The organism is Acetobacter nitrogenifigens DSM 23921 = NBRC 105050, from assembly GCF_000429165.1.
In the GTDB taxonomy this organism is placed as follows: Bacteria; Pseudomonadota; Alphaproteobacteria; order Acetobacterales; family Acetobacteraceae; genus Acetobacter; species Acetobacter nitrogenifigens.
On sequence record NZ_AUBI01000002.1, the window covers coordinates 52,377 to 67,458 of the forward strand.

17 protein-coding genes are annotated in these 15,082 nt (G+C 63.7%); 11 read left to right on the plus strand and 6 right to left on the minus strand.

Going from position 1 to position 15,082, the window contains the following annotated elements:
• Window positions 1-147 precede the first annotated feature (147 nt).
• The 3 genes from G442_RS23825 to G442_RS0103095 all read left to right on the plus strand — a co-directional run bounded on the left by G442_RS23825 (window position 148) and on the right by G442_RS0103095 (window position 3,504).
• Window positions 148-768 carry a hypothetical protein gene (locus G442_RS23825; RefSeq protein WP_051291876.1) on the plus strand — a complete coding sequence of 207 codons (621 nt, stop codon included), beginning with the start codon at window positions 148-150 and terminating at the stop codon, window positions 766-768.
• A 330-nt stretch (window positions 769-1,098) separates the two neighbouring features.
• A complete protein-coding gene (gene hflX / locus G442_RS0103090; protein ID WP_026396792.1) occupies window positions 1,099-2,466 on the plus strand; it encodes a GTPase HflX in 1,368 nt (455 codons plus the stop codon).
• A 198-nt stretch (window positions 2,467-2,664) separates the two neighbouring features.
• Window positions 2,665-3,504 carry an aspartyl protease family protein gene (locus G442_RS0103095; protein WP_170230052.1) on the plus strand — a complete coding sequence of 280 codons (840 nt, stop codon included), beginning with the start codon at window positions 2,665-2,667 and terminating at the stop codon, window positions 3,502-3,504.
• A gap of 452 nt (window positions 3,505-3,956) precedes the next feature.
• Here the strand turns inward: G442_RS0103095 and ssb are convergent, their stop codons facing one another.
• A complete protein-coding gene (gene ssb, locus G442_RS0103100) occupies window positions 3,957-4,511 on the minus strand; it encodes a single-stranded DNA-binding protein (protein WP_026396794.1) in 555 nt (184 codons plus the stop codon).
• 179 nt (window positions 4,512-4,690) lie between these two features.
• On the opposite strand from ssb, the gene G442_RS0103105 reads away from it, so the two are divergent.
• A complete protein-coding gene (locus G442_RS0103105) occupies window positions 4,691-6,085 on the plus strand; it encodes an ethanolamine ammonia-lyase subunit EutB (RefSeq protein ID WP_026396795.1) in 1,395 nt (464 codons plus the stop codon).
• On the plus strand, window positions 6,082-6,822 hold the full coding sequence (gene eutC / locus G442_RS0103110; protein ID WP_026396796.1) for an ethanolamine ammonia-lyase subunit EutC: 741 nt from the start codon (window positions 6,082-6,084) through the stop codon (window positions 6,820-6,822). The genes G442_RS0103105 and eutC overlap by 4 nt, the downstream gene beginning before the upstream one ends.
• Window positions 6,823-7,055: 233 nt before the next feature.
• Here the strand turns inward: eutC and G442_RS26430 are convergent, their stop codons facing one another.
• Window positions 7,056-7,184: a hypothetical protein gene (locus G442_RS26430; protein ID WP_264801260.1), complete on the minus strand. Its 129-nt coding sequence runs from the start codon at window positions 7,182-7,184 to the stop codon at window positions 7,056-7,058.
• On the opposite strand from G442_RS26430, the gene G442_RS0103120 reads away from it, so the two are divergent.
• Complete coding sequence (locus G442_RS0103120) at window positions 7,183-7,509, plus strand: DUF551 domain-containing protein (RefSeq protein WP_026396797.1); 327 nt, start codon at window positions 7,183-7,185, stop codon at window positions 7,507-7,509. The two genes, G442_RS26430 and G442_RS0103120, sit on opposite strands and share 2 nt — an antisense overlap.
• A 57-nt stretch (window positions 7,510-7,566) precedes the next feature.
• Here G442_RS0103120 and G442_RS0103125 read toward each other — a convergent pair whose 3' ends face one another.
• From G442_RS0103125 to G442_RS0103140, 4 genes are all read right to left on the minus strand, one after another.
• Window positions 7,567-8,037 (minus strand): helix-turn-helix domain-containing protein, encoded by a 471-nt coding sequence (locus G442_RS0103125; RefSeq protein WP_026396798.1) that lies wholly within the window; start codon window positions 8,035-8,037, stop codon window positions 7,567-7,569.
• Window positions 8,038-8,127: 90 nt separating this feature from the next.
• Entirely contained in the window at window positions 8,128-9,717 is a 1,590-nt protein-coding gene (lnt, locus tag G442_RS0103130) for an apolipoprotein N-acyltransferase (RefSeq protein ID WP_084440333.1), read from the minus strand.
• A 102-nt stretch (window positions 9,718-9,819) separates the two neighbouring features.
• Window positions 9,820-10,668: a GNAT family N-acetyltransferase gene (locus tag G442_RS0103135; RefSeq protein WP_026396800.1), complete on the minus strand. Its 849-nt coding sequence runs from the start codon at window positions 10,666-10,668 to the stop codon at window positions 9,820-9,822.
• Window positions 10,668-11,126, minus strand: a complete 459-nt coding sequence (locus G442_RS0103140) for a Fur family transcriptional regulator (protein ID WP_246789334.1) — start codon at window positions 11,124-11,126, stop codon at window positions 10,668-10,670. The genes G442_RS0103135 and G442_RS0103140 overlap by 1 nt, the downstream gene beginning before the upstream one ends.
• Before the next feature lie 304 nt (window positions 11,127-11,430).
• On the opposite strand from G442_RS0103140, the gene G442_RS24230 reads away from it, so the two are divergent.
• From G442_RS24230 to G442_RS20690, 5 genes are all read left to right on the plus strand, one after another.
• The gene (locus G442_RS24230) at window positions 11,431-11,724 is read left to right on the plus strand and encodes a sulfurtransferase TusA family protein (RefSeq protein WP_084440335.1); all 294 of its coding nucleotides are present in this window, start codon (window positions 11,431-11,433) and stop codon (window positions 11,722-11,724) included.
• Between the two features lie 137 nt (window positions 11,725-11,861).
• Window positions 11,862-13,049 carry an amine dehydrogenase large subunit gene (locus G442_RS0103150; protein WP_084440336.1) on the plus strand — a complete coding sequence of 396 codons (1,188 nt, stop codon included), beginning with the start codon at window positions 11,862-11,864 and terminating at the stop codon, window positions 13,047-13,049.
• 73 nt (window positions 13,050-13,122) lie between these two features.
• On the plus strand, window positions 13,123-13,728 hold the full coding sequence (locus G442_RS0103155; protein WP_051291877.1) for a thioredoxin domain-containing protein: 606 nt from the start codon (window positions 13,123-13,125) through the stop codon (window positions 13,726-13,728).
• A 101-nt stretch (window positions 13,729-13,829) separates the two neighbouring features.
• On the plus strand, window positions 13,830-14,381 hold the full coding sequence (locus G442_RS0103165) for a methylamine dehydrogenase light chain (protein ID WP_026396805.1): 552 nt from the start codon (window positions 13,830-13,832) through the stop codon (window positions 14,379-14,381).
• A 113-nt stretch (window positions 14,382-14,494) separates the two neighbouring features.
• Window positions 14,495-15,082, plus strand: coding sequence for a hypothetical protein (locus G442_RS20690; RefSeq protein ID WP_051291878.1), 588 nt, complete (start codon window positions 14,495-14,497; stop codon window positions 15,080-15,082).

The following is a 15,082-nucleotide window of genomic DNA, read 5'->3' on the forward strand; positions in this document are numbered from 1 at the left end:
GCCCGCCCACCGTGCCCTGCCAGAGGACGGATCGGGGTTCAGGCCGGCACGTCGACCATGCTGGACTTACACGGCGGCGCTCAGGGCGGGGGCTGGCGCGTCGTCCGCGATCCAGTAAAAACCGGGGGCGCTTGAGGGAGGCTCATCATGATTCGCCACATACATGGCTTGACCGCGAGAACAACGAACGCTCCCGGCGAATCCGGCGCCGCGACGCGCCGCAAGGGTCCGCAGGCTGCCGCCATCCTGCTCGCGCTCGGCGCCTCCACCGCCCTGTCCTCGACAAGCGCGCTCGCCGCGCCCGACGACACGATGCAGACTTCCGACTCGTCGCTCACGCAGGCTCCCGCGCGAAGCGCAGCGAAGCACGTCCGGACGCGCGGGGCGCAACACAGTCGCTCCGCCCAGACGACCGCCGACGCGGCGACGTCCGACCATCCCATGCCTCAGTCTCTTGAATCGCAAGAGCAGGCCCCTCCTCCGCCCGATGGTTACGTGCCTGTTCAGGACATGGACGTTGTGCTGGAGGCGCATTCCCCACAGATCACGGCGCATAGAGGCCCCGGTCTGGCGCCGGTCGACGCCCAGCAGACGCCGCGCGACGACCGCAGTTCGACGCCGCTCGCGACGATGGGGGGATACACCCTGCACGTGACCGCGCCGGTCGTGCCGCCTTATAACGGGGCCTTTACCTACACGACCTATGGCGGACAGCCGGGCAATGGCCGCAACGCGCCGGGCGCATGGGGCGCGGCTGGCGAGCCGTAACGGATCGTCGGTTTTCTCCGGCAGTTCCTTCGTCTGCGCTGCACTACACGCCAGATCCCCCAGCCGGTCATGAATGAACTGCGCCAGACAAGGCGCGACGCCTCTGCGTAGCCAGTAGAGACCGTGACGTCGGTCACTGAAACGACGTTACCGAAGCTCCGTCCTCCCCTTGAACGTCCCCCTCCTGTTTGCCCTTTCAACTCGCGGTGTGGCTCGCCGTGCTGCCAAGACCACGCGCCAATCGCCCTGGCCGTTTGGGCGGGAGACACTGCCCACGCCTGGATCCGCTCGCCCTACGGACCCGAACAAATCCATGCTATGACGGGCATTATGGAAACAGCCTCCCCAATTCCGCTCGCCGTACTTGTCGGCATCCAGACGCCCGATGTGGACGACATCGCGCATGAAGCCAGTCTCGAAGAATTGGGAAGGCTGGTGAAGACGCTGGGCTATCAAGTCATCGGCTCGGTGTCGCAAAAACGCGAGGGTACGGGCGCCGCGCTGTTGCTGGGCGCGGGGAAACTTGAAGAGCTTGCGGCGATAACCGGCGGCAGCGGCGTCGTCACGTCCATGGCGACGGCCACGATGACCAAGGCCCGGCGCCGCTTCGAAAAAGCGGAGGAAGAGCAGGCCGATGAACCGGACGAGCCCGCCGAAGTCTCTGTAGACCCCGCCCGCAAACCTGAATTCGTCATCGTCGACCATGAACTGTCGCCAAGCCAGATCCGCAACCTCGAACGCGCAACCGGCGCGCAGGTGCTGGACCGCACGGGCGTCATCGTCGAAATCTTCCACCGCCACGCCAACACCCGCGAAGCGAAGCTGCAAGTGGAGATGGCGCGCCTGAAATATGTCGCGCCACGTCTGCGTGAATCCGCGACCGGCGGCGGGCGGCAACAGGGACGCGGCGCGGGTGAAAGCGACCTCTCTCTGGATCGCCGCAAGATTCGCGACCGATTGGCGGAGATAAAAACCCAGCTTGAAGCCGTGCAACGGGACAGCGACCACCGTCGGTCCACCCGCCGGGATCAGTTGCGCGTCGCTCTGGTCGGCTACACCAACGCAGGCAAATCGTCTCTGATGCGCGCCCTGACCGGAAGCGAAGTTCTCGTACAGGACAAGCTTTTCGCAACTCTCGACACAACAGTTCGTATTCTGCAGCCCGAGACCCGACCGCGCGTGCTTGTCTCCGACACCGTCGGCTTCATCAAGCAGTTGCCCCACGATCTGGTGGCCTCGTTCCGCTCCACCCTATCCGAAGCGTTGGAAGCGTCGTTGCTTCTGTTCGTGGTCGACGCCTCCGACCCCACTTACGAAGCACAGCTTGAGGTCAGCCGCAGCGTTTTACATGAAATCGGCGCAGATGCAGTCCCGTCCCGGCTCGTTCTGAACAAGATGGATCGCGTGGACGCCGAAAGACGCGCCTTGCTGATGGAGAAACATCCAGACGCGATCATGCTGTCCGCGCACGCCCCCGAGAACGTCAGCGATCTGCGCAAAACCATTATCGCGTTCTTCGAAGCCGGAATGGTGGACGACGTACTCACGCTGCCTTACGCAAAGCAGAGCCTGATCGGCGAGATTTACGAAAGCGCACGGGTTCTGTCGGAAGACCATGACGAGACGGGCCGCGTTTTGACGGTGCGCGGCCTGCCCGGCGCTATCGCCCGGTTAAAAAGGAGTCTCGCGACGCAGTGAGGCGCCGACAGGCGATGGCGTGGCCCGGCGCAGATGAGACGTAAGCGATTGCCGCCATATCGACCCCTTCAAAGGCCCATCGCCTTCCTGATAGCGGATAGCTGTGAGAGAATTACCAGACAGCGTCGTTAGTGGCTGGCGGTCTCTTACCCAAAACCGGCGCAAGATCGTCTTTCTCCCTTTGGAGTCAACAAACTTTTGAAATTTGGCAAATCACTCGGAGCAAGCGCGTTCTGTGTTGCGTTGAGCCTGCTCGGCGGCGCGGCGCAGGCCCAGCAGGTCATTCAGCTTGTAACGACCGGCGGGAGCATCGAGGCCGCGCGGGCCAGTGTCAACAAGCAGGAAGGGTTATTTCTGTTCGATAGCGGTATTGGAACGTCGGGCGTCACCCCATCTGTCGCAACCCGGATCGGATGTCGCCCGTGGGGAAAAGTCACCGGGTTTCGAGCAATCGGCGAACGCGTAGATTTTCCAAAATGCAATACGAGCCAAGTATCGGTCGGTTTTCTGAACGTGACCATGCCTCAGTTGTCCGTGATCGACCTTGAAAAACTTATGGGGCCGGATGGAAAGAGTCTCAGCGGAGTACTGGGCCTGGACATATTCGCCAATCGCGTTGTGACGCTGGACGTCGCTCGCAATCGAATAGTTCTGGAAAATCCACAGACCCTTGAGCACATCAAGAAGATCGCACACGAAATGCCGATCCGCCTTGTCCGGTCCGCAGAAGGAGCCGCGCTCACGGCAGATTTGGGCGTGCCGACGTCTGCCGGAACACTCTGGATGGAAATCGACACGGGGAATTATGGACCGTCACTCATAGACCAGAACGCCGCCAGCCTCGTGGGACTAAACCCGCGCCAAACGGCCAATCAGGACTGGCGCATGACGCTCCCCAACGCCCTTACGATTTCTGGTCCCGCCATCGTGAAGGATCTGATTCTGGACGGAGATTTTGGGAGGGATGCGCTTCGGCACTGGGTTATCACACTTGATCTCGCCAATAGCCGCGGTTGGCTCAGAACGTCCGGTAAATGACTCCGATCCGGCGCGCGAGCGATAGATCCTCCTGGCGCCGTCAGGCTTCTCCGCCATACATGACAAAGTTGATCACCCACGCCTGATTCATAAGCCAATCTCTGGCGCGCAATCCGCCACTTTACGTAAACTTGCACCGACTGCGACTATTCCCCATGCGCGACGCCCCTCTGGCGTAAGGCACTGTAATTTCCAGATCGACAGCCTCCTGCGCTGCGCGAGCCCGGGCTTCGTTATCGTATGAGCGAGCGCAAAGGCGTTGCGCGAAATGTCCCATTTCCCCGCAAATGGCGCGAGAATGCTGACCTTTCGCGACGCTTTACAAAAAGCCCACGCGGCGTGGCGTCATAAGACGGTGTGACGCCGCATTGCCACGACACGCAACCAAATAAAAAAGGGCCGCGTTTCCGCGACCCTTAGAACATCTGCACAGACTCTGCGGACATCGCCCCTCAGAACGGAATTTCGTCGTCCAGATCGCCGCCCGGCGCGTCCCATCCGCCGCTGGAGGGAGCGCCGCCGCCACGCGATCCACCGCCGCTCGGGCCGCCAATCTGGCGGGGCGCGGCGGGGCTGCGGCCTCCACCGCCGCCGCCATATCCACCACCGCTGCCGCCGCCGTAACCGCCCTCGTCGCCGTCGCCATCGCCCGAACCGCGACCGTCAAGCAGCACCAGTTCGCCACGGAAACGGTCCAGAACGACCTCGGTCGTGTAACGCTCCTGCCCCGACTGATCGGTCCATTTGCGGGTTTGCAGCGTGCCTTCCAGATAGACCTTACGGCCCTTCTTCAGGAACCGCTCGGCGACATCGGCCAGACGTTCGTTGAAGACCACCACACGGTGCCATTCCGTGCGCTCGCGGCGCTCGCCAGACGCGCGGTCGTTCCACGTCTCGCTGGTCGCTACCGACAGCGACACGATCTTCATGCCGTTCTGGCTGGTGCGAGTCTCCGGGTCCTTGCCCAGATTGCCGACCAGAATCACCTTGTTGACGCTGCCTGCCATGGGGCCGTCCCTTACGCTCTGCTATGTATCCGTTGCGCCTGCTGTACCGGAGGCGAAGGCGCCCGTCGAGCCTGAAGTCGCAACTGCGTGACATCGCGGGTCGCAGACTCGGCGCGGCATGATAACGTCGCACTCGAAACAATTCAGGCATCGCCCCTGCGCCCGGACAGAAAACGGTCATGACCTACCGCGCCGCACTTGACGGAACCAGCTACGCGTTCACGGATCTGAAGCGCCTGCTCGCCTGCGCGTCTTCGGCGCGCTCTGGCGATCAACTCGCCGGGCTGGCCGCAGCCGACGACGTGGAACGGATCGCCGCGCGTTACGCGCTGGCGGATGTTCCTTTGACCGACTTTCTCGACGCTCCGCTCGTTCCATACGAAGCCGACGAAGTGACGCGGCTGATCCAGGACACGCACGACCGCTCAGCGTTCGCGCCCGTCGCGCACATGACGGTCGGCGGGCTAAGGGACTGGCTGCTCGGTTACGACGTTGACGGCCCGACCCTCGCCGCGTTGGCTCCCGGCCTTACGCCGGAGATGACGGCAGCGGTCAGCAAGTTGATGCGCAATCAGGACCTGATCACCGTCGCGCGCAAGATCGAGGTGAAAACCGCCTTCCGCAACACGCAGGGGCTGCGCGGTCGGCTCGGCTCGCGGTTACAGCCCAATCATCCGACGGACGACGTGCGCGGCATCGCGGTGTCGATGCTGGATGGCCTGTTGATGGGCGTCGGGGATGCGGTGATAGGCGTCAACCCCGCCAGCGACAGCCTGCCGGACATCAAAGTTCTGCTCGACATGATCGACGGCGTGCGGGAGCGCTACGACATGCCGGTCCAAAGCTGCGTGCTCACGCATGTCACCAACACCATCCGGCTGATGGAACGGGGCGCGCCGGTCGATCTGGTCTTCCAGTCGATCGCCGGTTCACAGGCCGCGAACGCGGGCTTCGGAGTGACTCTGGACATCCTGCGAGAAGCGGACGATGCAGCGCGCTCTCTGGGGCGGGGAACGGTCGGAAGCAATGCGCTCTACTTCGAGACCGGACAGGGCGCAGCGCTGTCGGCGAACGCGCATCACGGCGTGGACCAGCAGACGATGGAGGCCCGCGCCTACGCCGTCGCCCGCGCATTCCGCCCGCTGCTGGTGAATACGGTCGTGGGGTTCATCGGCCCCGAATACCTCTATGACGGCAAACAGGTGATCCGCGCGGGGCTCGAAGATCATTTCTGCGCCAAATTGCTTGGCGTGCCGATGGGTTGCGACGTCTGTTACACGAACCACACGATGGCCGATCAGGACGACATGGACGACCTGATGATGCTTCTGACGGTGGCCGGCGTGAATTTCCTGATCGCCGTGCCCGGTTCCGACGACGTGATGCTGGGGTATCAGAGCCTTTCGTACCACGACATCCTGACCCTTCGCTCCACCTTCGATCGCCCGCCCGCGCCAGAATTCGAGGCGTGGCTGCGCCGTCAGGACATGCTGACGACGGAAGGCCGGATGCGCGTCTCCGCGCCGCAGCAGCTTGGCCGCGTGCTCGGCCCGACAGGAGGCCTCGTGGCATGAATGATCGGACGCCGGAGCCAAGGAGCGTCGATCCGTGGGCCGATCTGCGGGATCTGACCATCGCGCGCGTGGGCCTCGGTCGATGCGGAGACGCCATCCCGGCTCGCGACGTGCTCGCTTTTCAACTCGCCCACGCACAGGCGCGCAACGCCGTCGGCGCAACGCTCGACGCCGCAACTCTTGGACTGGATGACGTTATCGAGGTCCACAGTCGCGCGACAGACAGAGCGACCTTTCTCCAGCGGCCCGATCTTGGCCGCCAACTGGCCGAAGAGGATGCTCCCCGCCTGCCCCCCGGCGCGTATGACGTCGCATTCGTCCTTGCCGACGGTCTCTCCGCAACCGCCGTTACGCGACAAGCCCCTGGCGTTCTCGCCGCCTGCCTCAAAGCATTGCCCGGCTGGAGCGTCGCTCCCGTCGTCGTCGCGCATCAGGCGCGCGTCGCCCTGGGCGACGAGATCGGCGAAAGGCTCGCAGCCCGTTTCGTCGTCATGATGATCGGCGAGAGGCCGGGACTGAGCGTGGCCGACAGCCTCAGCCTCTACGTTACGGCGAACCCGCGTCCGGGACGCGCGGATTCGGAACGGAACTGCATCTCCAACATCCACCCCCGAGGCGGCCTGTCGCCGCAACTGGCGGCCGACAAACTCGCATGGTTGCTGCGTGAAGCGATCAGGATCGGCGGCACAGGCGTGAATCTTAAAGACGACCCGAGCGCAGCCCTGCCCTCTGCGTGAGCGCCGCCCGGCGCGCGAAAACCGGTCAGAGAATCGCATGCTGGTCAGGCGACGAACATGCGTGATATTTCGCGACCTTCGTTTTTTCGAAAATAAGCGAGGCAGACCCGCCGAGGCAAAAGCGCCTGCTCGCCGGAAACCGGCCATTAAGGCTTAACGCTATAAAAACGTAACGTGACGCAGTTCGCCTTGAACCGGACCGACGCATTCGGCCTAATGTTTCAAACGCGACTTCAGACTTCAGGACGACACGCCGACCGCCCGCCCGTCTCCGCCCTGTCGACCGAAAAGACGCCAGCGTTTCGAAGCGCCCGGCGCAGCAGTTCGTCCGGCAGGACGAAGGTTCGGAGAGAGTGACGCATGATTTCTGAAGAACAACTGGAAGCTGCAGCCCGCTCCTACTACGACTATTGCGACGGGTCGTGGGAAACTCTGAACCCGATGGCGCAGTCGCTCTACCGCACCCGTATGCGACTGGCCCTGAACACGTTCGTGGCGACGCTCTGGCGCGACATAGCAAGCGCCCCGAAAGACGGGACGGCGGTGCTGCTGTTCAACCATATCGACGGACGCGGCGATTACACATGGCTGGATCGCTGGGACCCGGAATACGGCCGCTGGATTGCCGCCCCGAAGGCGCGCGCCACCCACTGGATGCCCATCCCCCCGCCGCCCGGCTCATCCTGATTGCCGACACGAGATGCCGCATCAGATGGTGCCACGTGTCGGCGCCGTTCCGTTACGTTATTCGGCCGGCGCCATCGAACGAATCAAATCGAGGACCCGCTTGCGCACGATTTCATCCTGAATACGATAATACGCGCGCACCAGTTCGAGGGTCTCGCGGCGGTTCAGGACGCCGGAGTCAACTCCCGTCGAACCAGCGCCGCCCGCCGGAGGGCCGCCAAAACCCTGCTGCGCCTCTGCAAAACCAGACACGAAGGCGCTTCCCGCTGGGGTACGTGCGAGTGGCGCATCTGCGTTCATGTCGTCGAAAAAGAAACCGATCGGCACATCGAGGACGTGGGCGATCTCGTGAAGACGCGACGCGCTGACCCGGTTCGTACCCCGTTCGTATTTCTGGATTTGCTGGAAAGTCAGCCCAATCGCTTCGCCCAACTTCTCCTGCGACAGGCCAAGCAGCGTACGACGCAAGCGGATACGCCCACCAATATGAACGTCACGCTCCGTACTCCGCCCGGTTTCTTCCCCCATCGCCGTTCAGCATCCTTACTTCGACCGCACAGCGGCAAAACATTCAAACAGATGCTAATTTTACAACCAAAAGATGTGTTTGTTAACCGTTTATCGACTAATCGGTAGGAACCGGCGTCCAAGAACCGCCACAACGATCGTCAATACACAGAGAACCAGCGGTATCTCCTGCCCGAACCGCGCGAAAAAAGGCGGCGGCAGGGCGGGCGGCAAGGCCCGCACCAGCACGCCCTCCCGTCCCCATTCCAGACGCCCCATATCGTGCCCGCGCGCGTCGTATACGATGCTGACTCCGGTGTTCGCCGCCCGTGCGACAGGCAATCCCTCCTCCACGGCGCGCATCCGGACAGCCGCCAGATGCTGGCGAGGACCTGCGCTGTCGCCATACCAGGCGTCGTTGGTCACGTTGACGATCCAGTCCGGGCGATGACGGCGGTCGACGACATGGCCGGAGAAGATAACCTCGTAACACACCAGCGGCCCGACGGGAGCCAGCCCCGGCAGACGCCAGGTCACCGGACCGGGTCCGGGCGTCATGCCGCCGCCCGGCACAATCTGAAGCGGGATGAACGCTGGCTGGTACTCGCCGAACGGCACCAGCCGCGCCTTGTCATAAGCGCCTTTCACCGCGCCGCTATCATCCAGAGCGATGACCGAGTTACGCCAGTGCCCGTCGCTCGCCTGCCGCAGGGAGCCGATCATGCCCGCCGCCGCGCCGGTAGCCGCTCGCGCTATCATGGAACGCGCCACCGGTTCTTCCTCGAGCACGCCCGGAAATGCCGTCTCCGGCCAGACATAAACTACCGGGCGCGCAGGCCCCTGGGCAGACGCCGCCTCAGCCACAGCCGCATTCACGCCCTCCGAAGTCAGACGCAGATAGCGCTCGAACACCGTCCGCACGTCGGCGCGATCGATCTTCTCCTTCTCCGCCACATTGCCCTGCGCCAGCACCACGATCGGCGACACGCGCTCATCAGCCTTCACGCCCGAGGCGACAGTCTCGAAACGCCAGGCGCCTACCACGCCCCAAAGGAATAAGACGGCGACGCCCAGAAGCGCTTCCCGACGTCCGAGCGGCATAAGCACAGCCAGCAGAACCGTCAGCAGCGTCAACCCGTCGACGCCAATCCACGCCGCAAGCTGGATCATCACATCGCCGAGAAAACCATGGAACGCCCAGTCGCTGCCCAGAGGGTTCCACGTGAATCCGCTGAAGAGGAACGCCCTCCCCATGTCACACAGCGTCCACACCCCGGCGAACAGCGCGCCACGCCGCCAGCCTGACGGCGCAAGGCGCGACAGGGCTGCGGGCACGGCGGCGAACGGCGCCAGAATGACGGCGCAACCGGGGGCCGCCAGCGGCACGAACCACCAGAATTCACTCGCACGAATAAGAATGGCGTTAGTCAGCCAGTATAGCCCCGCCGTATGCAACCCCAGTCCGAAGGCGAACCCGGCCCACGCCGCCTGCCGCATGTCGCGCGCGCCGTCGATCGCGCGCATCAGCATCAAAAACGCGAACGGCAGCACAAACACGAGATGCGCGGGAGGGAAGGCCAGAGCGGCGACGGCGCCAGAGGCCGCCAGCTTCAGGAACGCACCGGCTCTCGGAAGAAGGCGCGGCAGAAAACGCGGACGCTTCGCCTTGGACGAAAGCGTGTCCGCGATGGGGGCGTTCATGCAGCGATGCCAATCCTGAAAAAGATGGACCTCGCACGGTCCGTTCTGAATGAAGCGTTCGCCTGAACTTTTACGAACGATCCGCGAGACGGTGGACGCGGTTTAGTCTAGCGCGTCGCGCAACCGCCGCTCGTAATGTCGGTAGTACTTGTCGGCCATCAATTCGCTTTTGACCAACACCGCAACGTCGGTGGTGTTGAACTGCGGGTCGACGACCGCGCCGTCCCCCACATAACCGCCCAGCCGCAGATACCCCTTGATCAAGGGCGGCAGCTTGGCGAGCGCGCTTCGCGTGTCGATGGTCAGCGGGTCGCGCCGGAGCATCTCCACGCGGCGCTCCGGCAGCGCGCGAACACGCAGCGCGGGCGGCGCCAGATGGTTCTGATACAGATATGTCAGCTCTTCGCTCAGATCGTCCGGATTGGGGCTGGGCAAGCTCGCGCAGCCGAAGAGAACGTCGATCTGGTGCAGAAAGATATAATACGCGATGCCGCGCCAGAGCAGTTGCATAGCCGCCCGCCCACGATAACGCGCGTCAACGCAGGAGCGTCCGACTTCAAGCAGCCTTCCGGGAAATTCGGTCAACGGCGAGATATCGAATTCGCTCTGGCTGTAGAAGCGTCCCAGTCGCGACGCCGCATCGCCCTGCATCAGGCGATAGGTGCCGACAACGCCCTCCGGCCCTGACGAAATCGCGTGATCGATAACCAGCAGGTGATCGGCGTACTCATCGAATTCGTCGACGTCGCGCTTCAACCGTTGCGCCTGCGCGTCGGGATGGGCGCCCATTTCCTCGAAGAACACGCGATAGCGCAGCGCCTGCGCCGCATCTTTCTCCGCATCCGTCGTGGCGATGCGCACACCGAGATTACCGCCACGCAGTTCGTGGAAGCCAGTGCGATCAAGGTCCAGCGTGGAAAGTGTCGAACCTCTCGGCTTTTCGGCGCTCATCAGGCTTTTCCTCCGCCAAGTGCGGCAGGCGCCTTCCGCTCGCGCCCCGCCGCGCCCGCCTTGTCGCCCGCTTTGCCCGCACTGGCGCTTTCCTGAGCGGGAACGCGTCGGCCGAACAGCTCCATCCGCAACGAGATCAGGTCGAAGCCAAGACGCTCGGCGATGCGGCGCATCAGCGCCTCGTGCTCTTCGTCCTCGAATTCGATCACCTTGCCGGTGTCAATGTCGATCAGATGATAGTGGCGACCATGCTCGCTCGCCTCATACCTGGCCCGACCACCCCCGAAATCCCGACGCTCAAGGATGCCCTTCTCTTCAAGGAGGCGAACGGTGCGATACACTGTCGCCACCGAAATACGGGAGTCCAGAGCAGTCGCCCGGCGATAAAGCTCCTCGACGTCCGGATGATCCTCTGCATCCGACAAAACGCGCGCTATCACGCGACGCTGGCCGGTCATCTTCAGGCCGCGCTCAACGCACAGCCTGGCGATTCGAGATTCCTGTACAGGCGTTGCGCTCGTCCCGTGGACGGGCGCGTCTTCCGATACGATCGAACGTGCGTTCACGGCGCTTATCCTATCGCCGACCTGTTTGCGATCCATGAGCAAGTCGCGTAGCCGACTCAACCGAAGTTTGTCCACTGGTACATTACCAGGACGCGCGTCCGCTCCATCGTCCGCCGTTCCCGTTTCAGCCCACCTTCGACGAATACGCGCCTCTCGACGCCTTGCCGAACTGTCGCCTTGCGCCCATTTTCCCGGCATGCAAGCGCCTGAAGACACGACCACGCCGACGTCGCCGGTCACTGAAAATTATTCCCGAGTCGGTCACGTCGACCGAACCCTCGACATCACGCGCGATACGTGTCCGATGACGTTCGTCCGCACGCGTCTCGTACTCGACGCCATGAGTTCCGGGCAGTTGCTGGCCGTGACGCTGCACGGGGAAGAACCCCTGCGCAACGTGTCCCGGTCAGCGTCCGCTCTGGGCCACGCGATCATATCGCAGCGAGACGAAACAGACGGTTCGGTCACCCTGTTCATCCGCAAGGCCTGACAACGAAGGCGTAGTTGACCGCTCAGATTGCGCTGATCGCGAAGGCATCGTTGCGATCGTGAAAGATTTTTTTTCTCATCCCCTTGGCGGCGTCCCGTAATTCGGCTTGTCTTGCACGCGTTACGTGGAGGACCGAGATGACGGATTGGCTGAAGACCTGCGCCCGCCGCGCGATGGGACCGCTGGGGTTAGGTCTCGCGGCCGTAATGTCACATTCCCCGGCCATGGCGCAGTCTGCTGGCGCTCATCCGGTGTTGCAGGCGGAGCAGAACGACGTCGCCACGTTGCCGCCGATCGGTCCGCACTGGTTCATCCCGTCCGCGACCGATTACACGTACCAGATTTTCGACATGGACAAGGGACGTATGCTGGGCACCTTGCCCGCGAGCATGCTGGCGAACATCGCCATCTCCCCGGATCGCAAGGTTATCTACGTCGCCGACACGATGTACTCCCGCGTCGATCACGGCACGCGACAGGATCTGCTTCAGGTCTACGACGCCAAGACGCTCGCCCTGACGAAAGAAATCGAACTGCCGCCCCGCGCGCTCGCCGTCTACAAAAAGCAGGATCTGGACGTCAGCAGCGACGGGCGCTGGGCCTACATTTTCGACATGAGCCCGGCGACCGCCGTCACCCTGGTGGACCTTTCGAAGGGCGCTGTCGCGCGGACTGTGGACATCCCCGGCTGCGCGCTGATCTTCCCATGGAAATCCGGCGGTTTCTCCAGCCTTTGCGGCGACGGATCCCTGACCAATGTCGGCGTGAACGACGGATCGCAGCCGACGATCACCCACACCAAGCCGTTCTTCGACGCGAATAACGACCCCGTCTTCGAACAGGGACTGGTCGACCACAAATCCGGCAAGGCGCTGTTCGTCAGCTACACGGGCAAGGTCTACAACGTCACGCTGGGTCAGAACCCGACGATCGACGCCACATGGTCCTTGCAGAAAGCCGCAGGCCTGCCGCAAGCCGGAACCGGCGTGCAGGAACTGGCGTGGCGTCCAGGCGGACAGCAGCCTTTCGCCTGGAATACCGCGACCGGCCACCTCTTCGTGCTGATGCATTCCGGCAACCACTGGACGCACAAGACCGCAGGCACTGAGCTGTGGGAGTTCGATCCGGCGCAACAGGTCCTTCTTCGCAGAATCGACCTGCCGTCGCCCGCGAAAGGCGTCGCCGTCAGCCCCGACAAGGCGTCCCTCGTTTACGTAACGGGAGACCACGACGGCCCGATCACCGTGATCGACGCCGCCACCGGGCAGGTGAGCCGGACCGTCGAGGCGCGCGTCGGCGGCATGTCGATCGTGCCGGATATGTGAGCCAAATGACGCAGTCGATCCATATTCCGGCGCGCGCTTCGCAGCCGTCCAGCCCAGCCGCGCGGGCGTCCGCGTGATCACGCTCGCCGCAGCGCAGGCGCTGACATGGCTGCTCGTGGCGGCAGTGGCGGTCGTGATGGCCCTGCTGTTCCGATCCCTGCGCCGCTTTTATCGTGTCGTGGCCCCGGCCGGCGCCTTGATGGCCGGGGGTGGTCCGCCGCCCGGCGCACAGGCGCCGACATGGACGGGCGCCGCTCTAGACGGCACGCCCGTCGTGTTCGGCGGCCCGCGAGCCCGGATGCAACTCCTGCTCTTCGTCGGCGAAGGATGCCCGATTTCGCGCAAACTGGCGCCAATCGCACGCGACTTCGCCCGGCGGGAAGCGCTGGATCTGGTGTTCATGGGCGACGACAGCGCGGAAGCGCAGGAACGTCTGGTCGCGTCGTTCGGTCTGCCGCGCGGGCAGATGGTCAACGACGATCGCTATGGCCGCATGATCGGCGTCGACAAGCTGCCGTTCGCGGCGCTGCTCGGCACGGAAGGCGCAATCGTGGCTAAGGGGCTGGTCAACAGCCGCGAGCATCTGGAAAGCCTGCTGACGGCGCACGAGACCGGCTTCGCGACGGTCCAGTCCTATCTCGCAGCACGGTCGCACGCCGGTCACGCCCATGCGGCATGATCTGACGCGCAGCGGCGCCGCACATACATCGCCGGTCCTGACGGACGCCTTCGGGGCGCCCGCAGGCCTGAAATTCGAACTGGTCAGGGGAGAGTAAAAGCATGTCCGTGTCGCTGTTCGACACACTGAGCGAGAAATTCGCCCGTTACCTTGCCGTCAACTCCTCCCGTCGCAGCGTCCTCGGCAAGGTGAGCACGGCCATGGCCGTCGCTCCCGCCTTCCCGCTCCTGCCCGTCACGCGTGCGGAAGCTGCAGCGCCGAACCCTCCGCCGACGCTGACGGATTTCGAGCGCAACGCGCAGTCCAAGGACCCGGATCGCTGCGACTACTGGCGGCACTGCGCCATCGACGGCGTGCTGTGCGGCTGCTGCGGCGGCGGCGTGCACACCTGCCCTCCAGGCACGGAACCCTCCCCCGTTTCGTGGATCGGCACCTGCCGCAACCCGGAAGATGGCCGTTCCTACGTCATCGCCTACCGTGATTGCTGCGGTCGCAATATGTGCAACGTGCCGAAAGAGTGCGACTGCAATACGTCCGACCGTGAAATGCCGATCTACCGCCCGCAGACGAGCAACGACATCATCTGGTGCTTCGGCACCAAATCGACCACGTATCACTGCTCAACGGCGGCGATCATCGGTCAGGCCAGCTAGGCTCCATCATGTTCGGTCCCCGCTTCGCGTCGCGCCTGCGGGCATCGTTTAGAGAGCGTGCGCTTCCTGTCCGGCGACATGCCCAGAGCACAGCCGGTTCTGGAACGACTGCGGTGTCCCGTGCCCCCGGACGCTGGCTCGCCGCCCTGTTCGTTGGAACGGCGCTGCTCGGTGGAAGCGCCGCCGCGCTTGCGGGCGACAATTCCGTGAACGTGGCACCGGTTCCCATGGCCTCCGTCCCCGTTCTGCCGGGCGTTCAGGGGAACTATCTGACCGGTTGCGGTGGCTGTCACGGCGTGCAGGGACATTCCGGTCGCAGTGTGGTCCCGGATCTCGCCGGACATGTAGGTTATTTCCTCTGCACCCCCGCCGGGCGCGAATACCTGATTCGCCTGCCCAACGTCGCCTTTGCGAACCTGTCGTCGGCGGATCTGGCGACGATGATGAATTTCGTCGTGTTCAGGCTGGGCGCAGGCAGCGCCCCGCAGGGCGCCAAACCCTATACCGAGGAGGAAGTCGCCAGATTGCGCGCCCATCCTTTCCGGGAGGCCAGCCTGCATATGTATCGCGACGAAGTGGTGCGTGGCGTCGCAAAGGCCTGTCCGCGCGCGGCCGATCTCCACGATTACGATCTCAATCTGAACAGCCGGGAGGTTGATAACGGCGTCTCCCGCCCGTTCACCGCGCCGGGGCCGTCCTGA

Coding starts and splice junctions, on each gene's coding strand:
- G442_RS23825 (WP_051291876.1), top strand. CDS start 148: ATGATTCGCCACATACATGGCTTGACCGCGAGAACAACGAACGCTCCC.
- eutC (WP_026396796.1), top strand. CDS start 6,082: ATGAATGATCGGACGCCGGAGCCAAGGAGCGTCGATCCGTGGGCCGAT.
- ssb (WP_026396794.1), bottom strand. CDS start 4,511: ATGGCAGGCAGCGTCAACAAGGTGATTCTGGTCGGCAATCTGGGCAAG.
- hflX (WP_026396792.1), top strand. CDS start 1,099: ATGGAAACAGCCTCCCCAATTCCGCTCGCCGTACTTGTCGGCATCCAG.
- G442_RS0103135 (WP_026396800.1), bottom strand. CDS start 10,668: ATGAGCGCCGAAAAGCCGAGAGGTTCGACACTTTCCACGCTGGACCTT.
- G442_RS0103140 (WP_246789334.1), bottom strand. CDS start 11,126: ATGACCGGCCAGCGTCGCGTGATAGCGCGCGTTTTGTCGGATGCAGAG.
- G442_RS0103165 (WP_026396805.1), top strand. CDS start 13,830: ATGTCCGTGTCGCTGTTCGACACACTGAGCGAGAAATTCGCCCGTTAC.
- G442_RS0103105 (WP_026396795.1), top strand. CDS start 4,691: ATGACCTACCGCGCCGCACTTGACGGAACCAGCTACGCGTTCACGGAT.
- G442_RS24230 (WP_084440335.1), top strand. CDS start 11,431: ATGCAAGCGCCTGAAGACACGACCACGCCGACGTCGCCGGTCACTGAA.
- G442_RS26430 (WP_264801260.1), bottom strand. CDS start 7,184: ATGCGTCACTCTCTCCGAACCTTCGTCCTGCCGGACGAACTGCTGCGC.
- lnt (WP_084440333.1), bottom strand. CDS start 9,717: ATGAACGCCCCCATCGCGGACACGCTTTCGTCCAAGGCGAAGCGTCCG.
- G442_RS0103150 (WP_084440336.1), top strand. CDS start 11,862: ATGACGGATTGGCTGAAGACCTGCGCCCGCCGCGCGATGGGACCGCTG.
- G442_RS0103120 (WP_026396797.1), top strand. CDS start 7,183: ATGATTTCTGAAGAACAACTGGAAGCTGCAGCCCGCTCCTACTACGAC.
- G442_RS0103125 (WP_026396798.1), bottom strand. CDS start 8,037: ATGGGGGAAGAAACCGGGCGGAGTACGGAGCGTGACGTTCATATTGGT.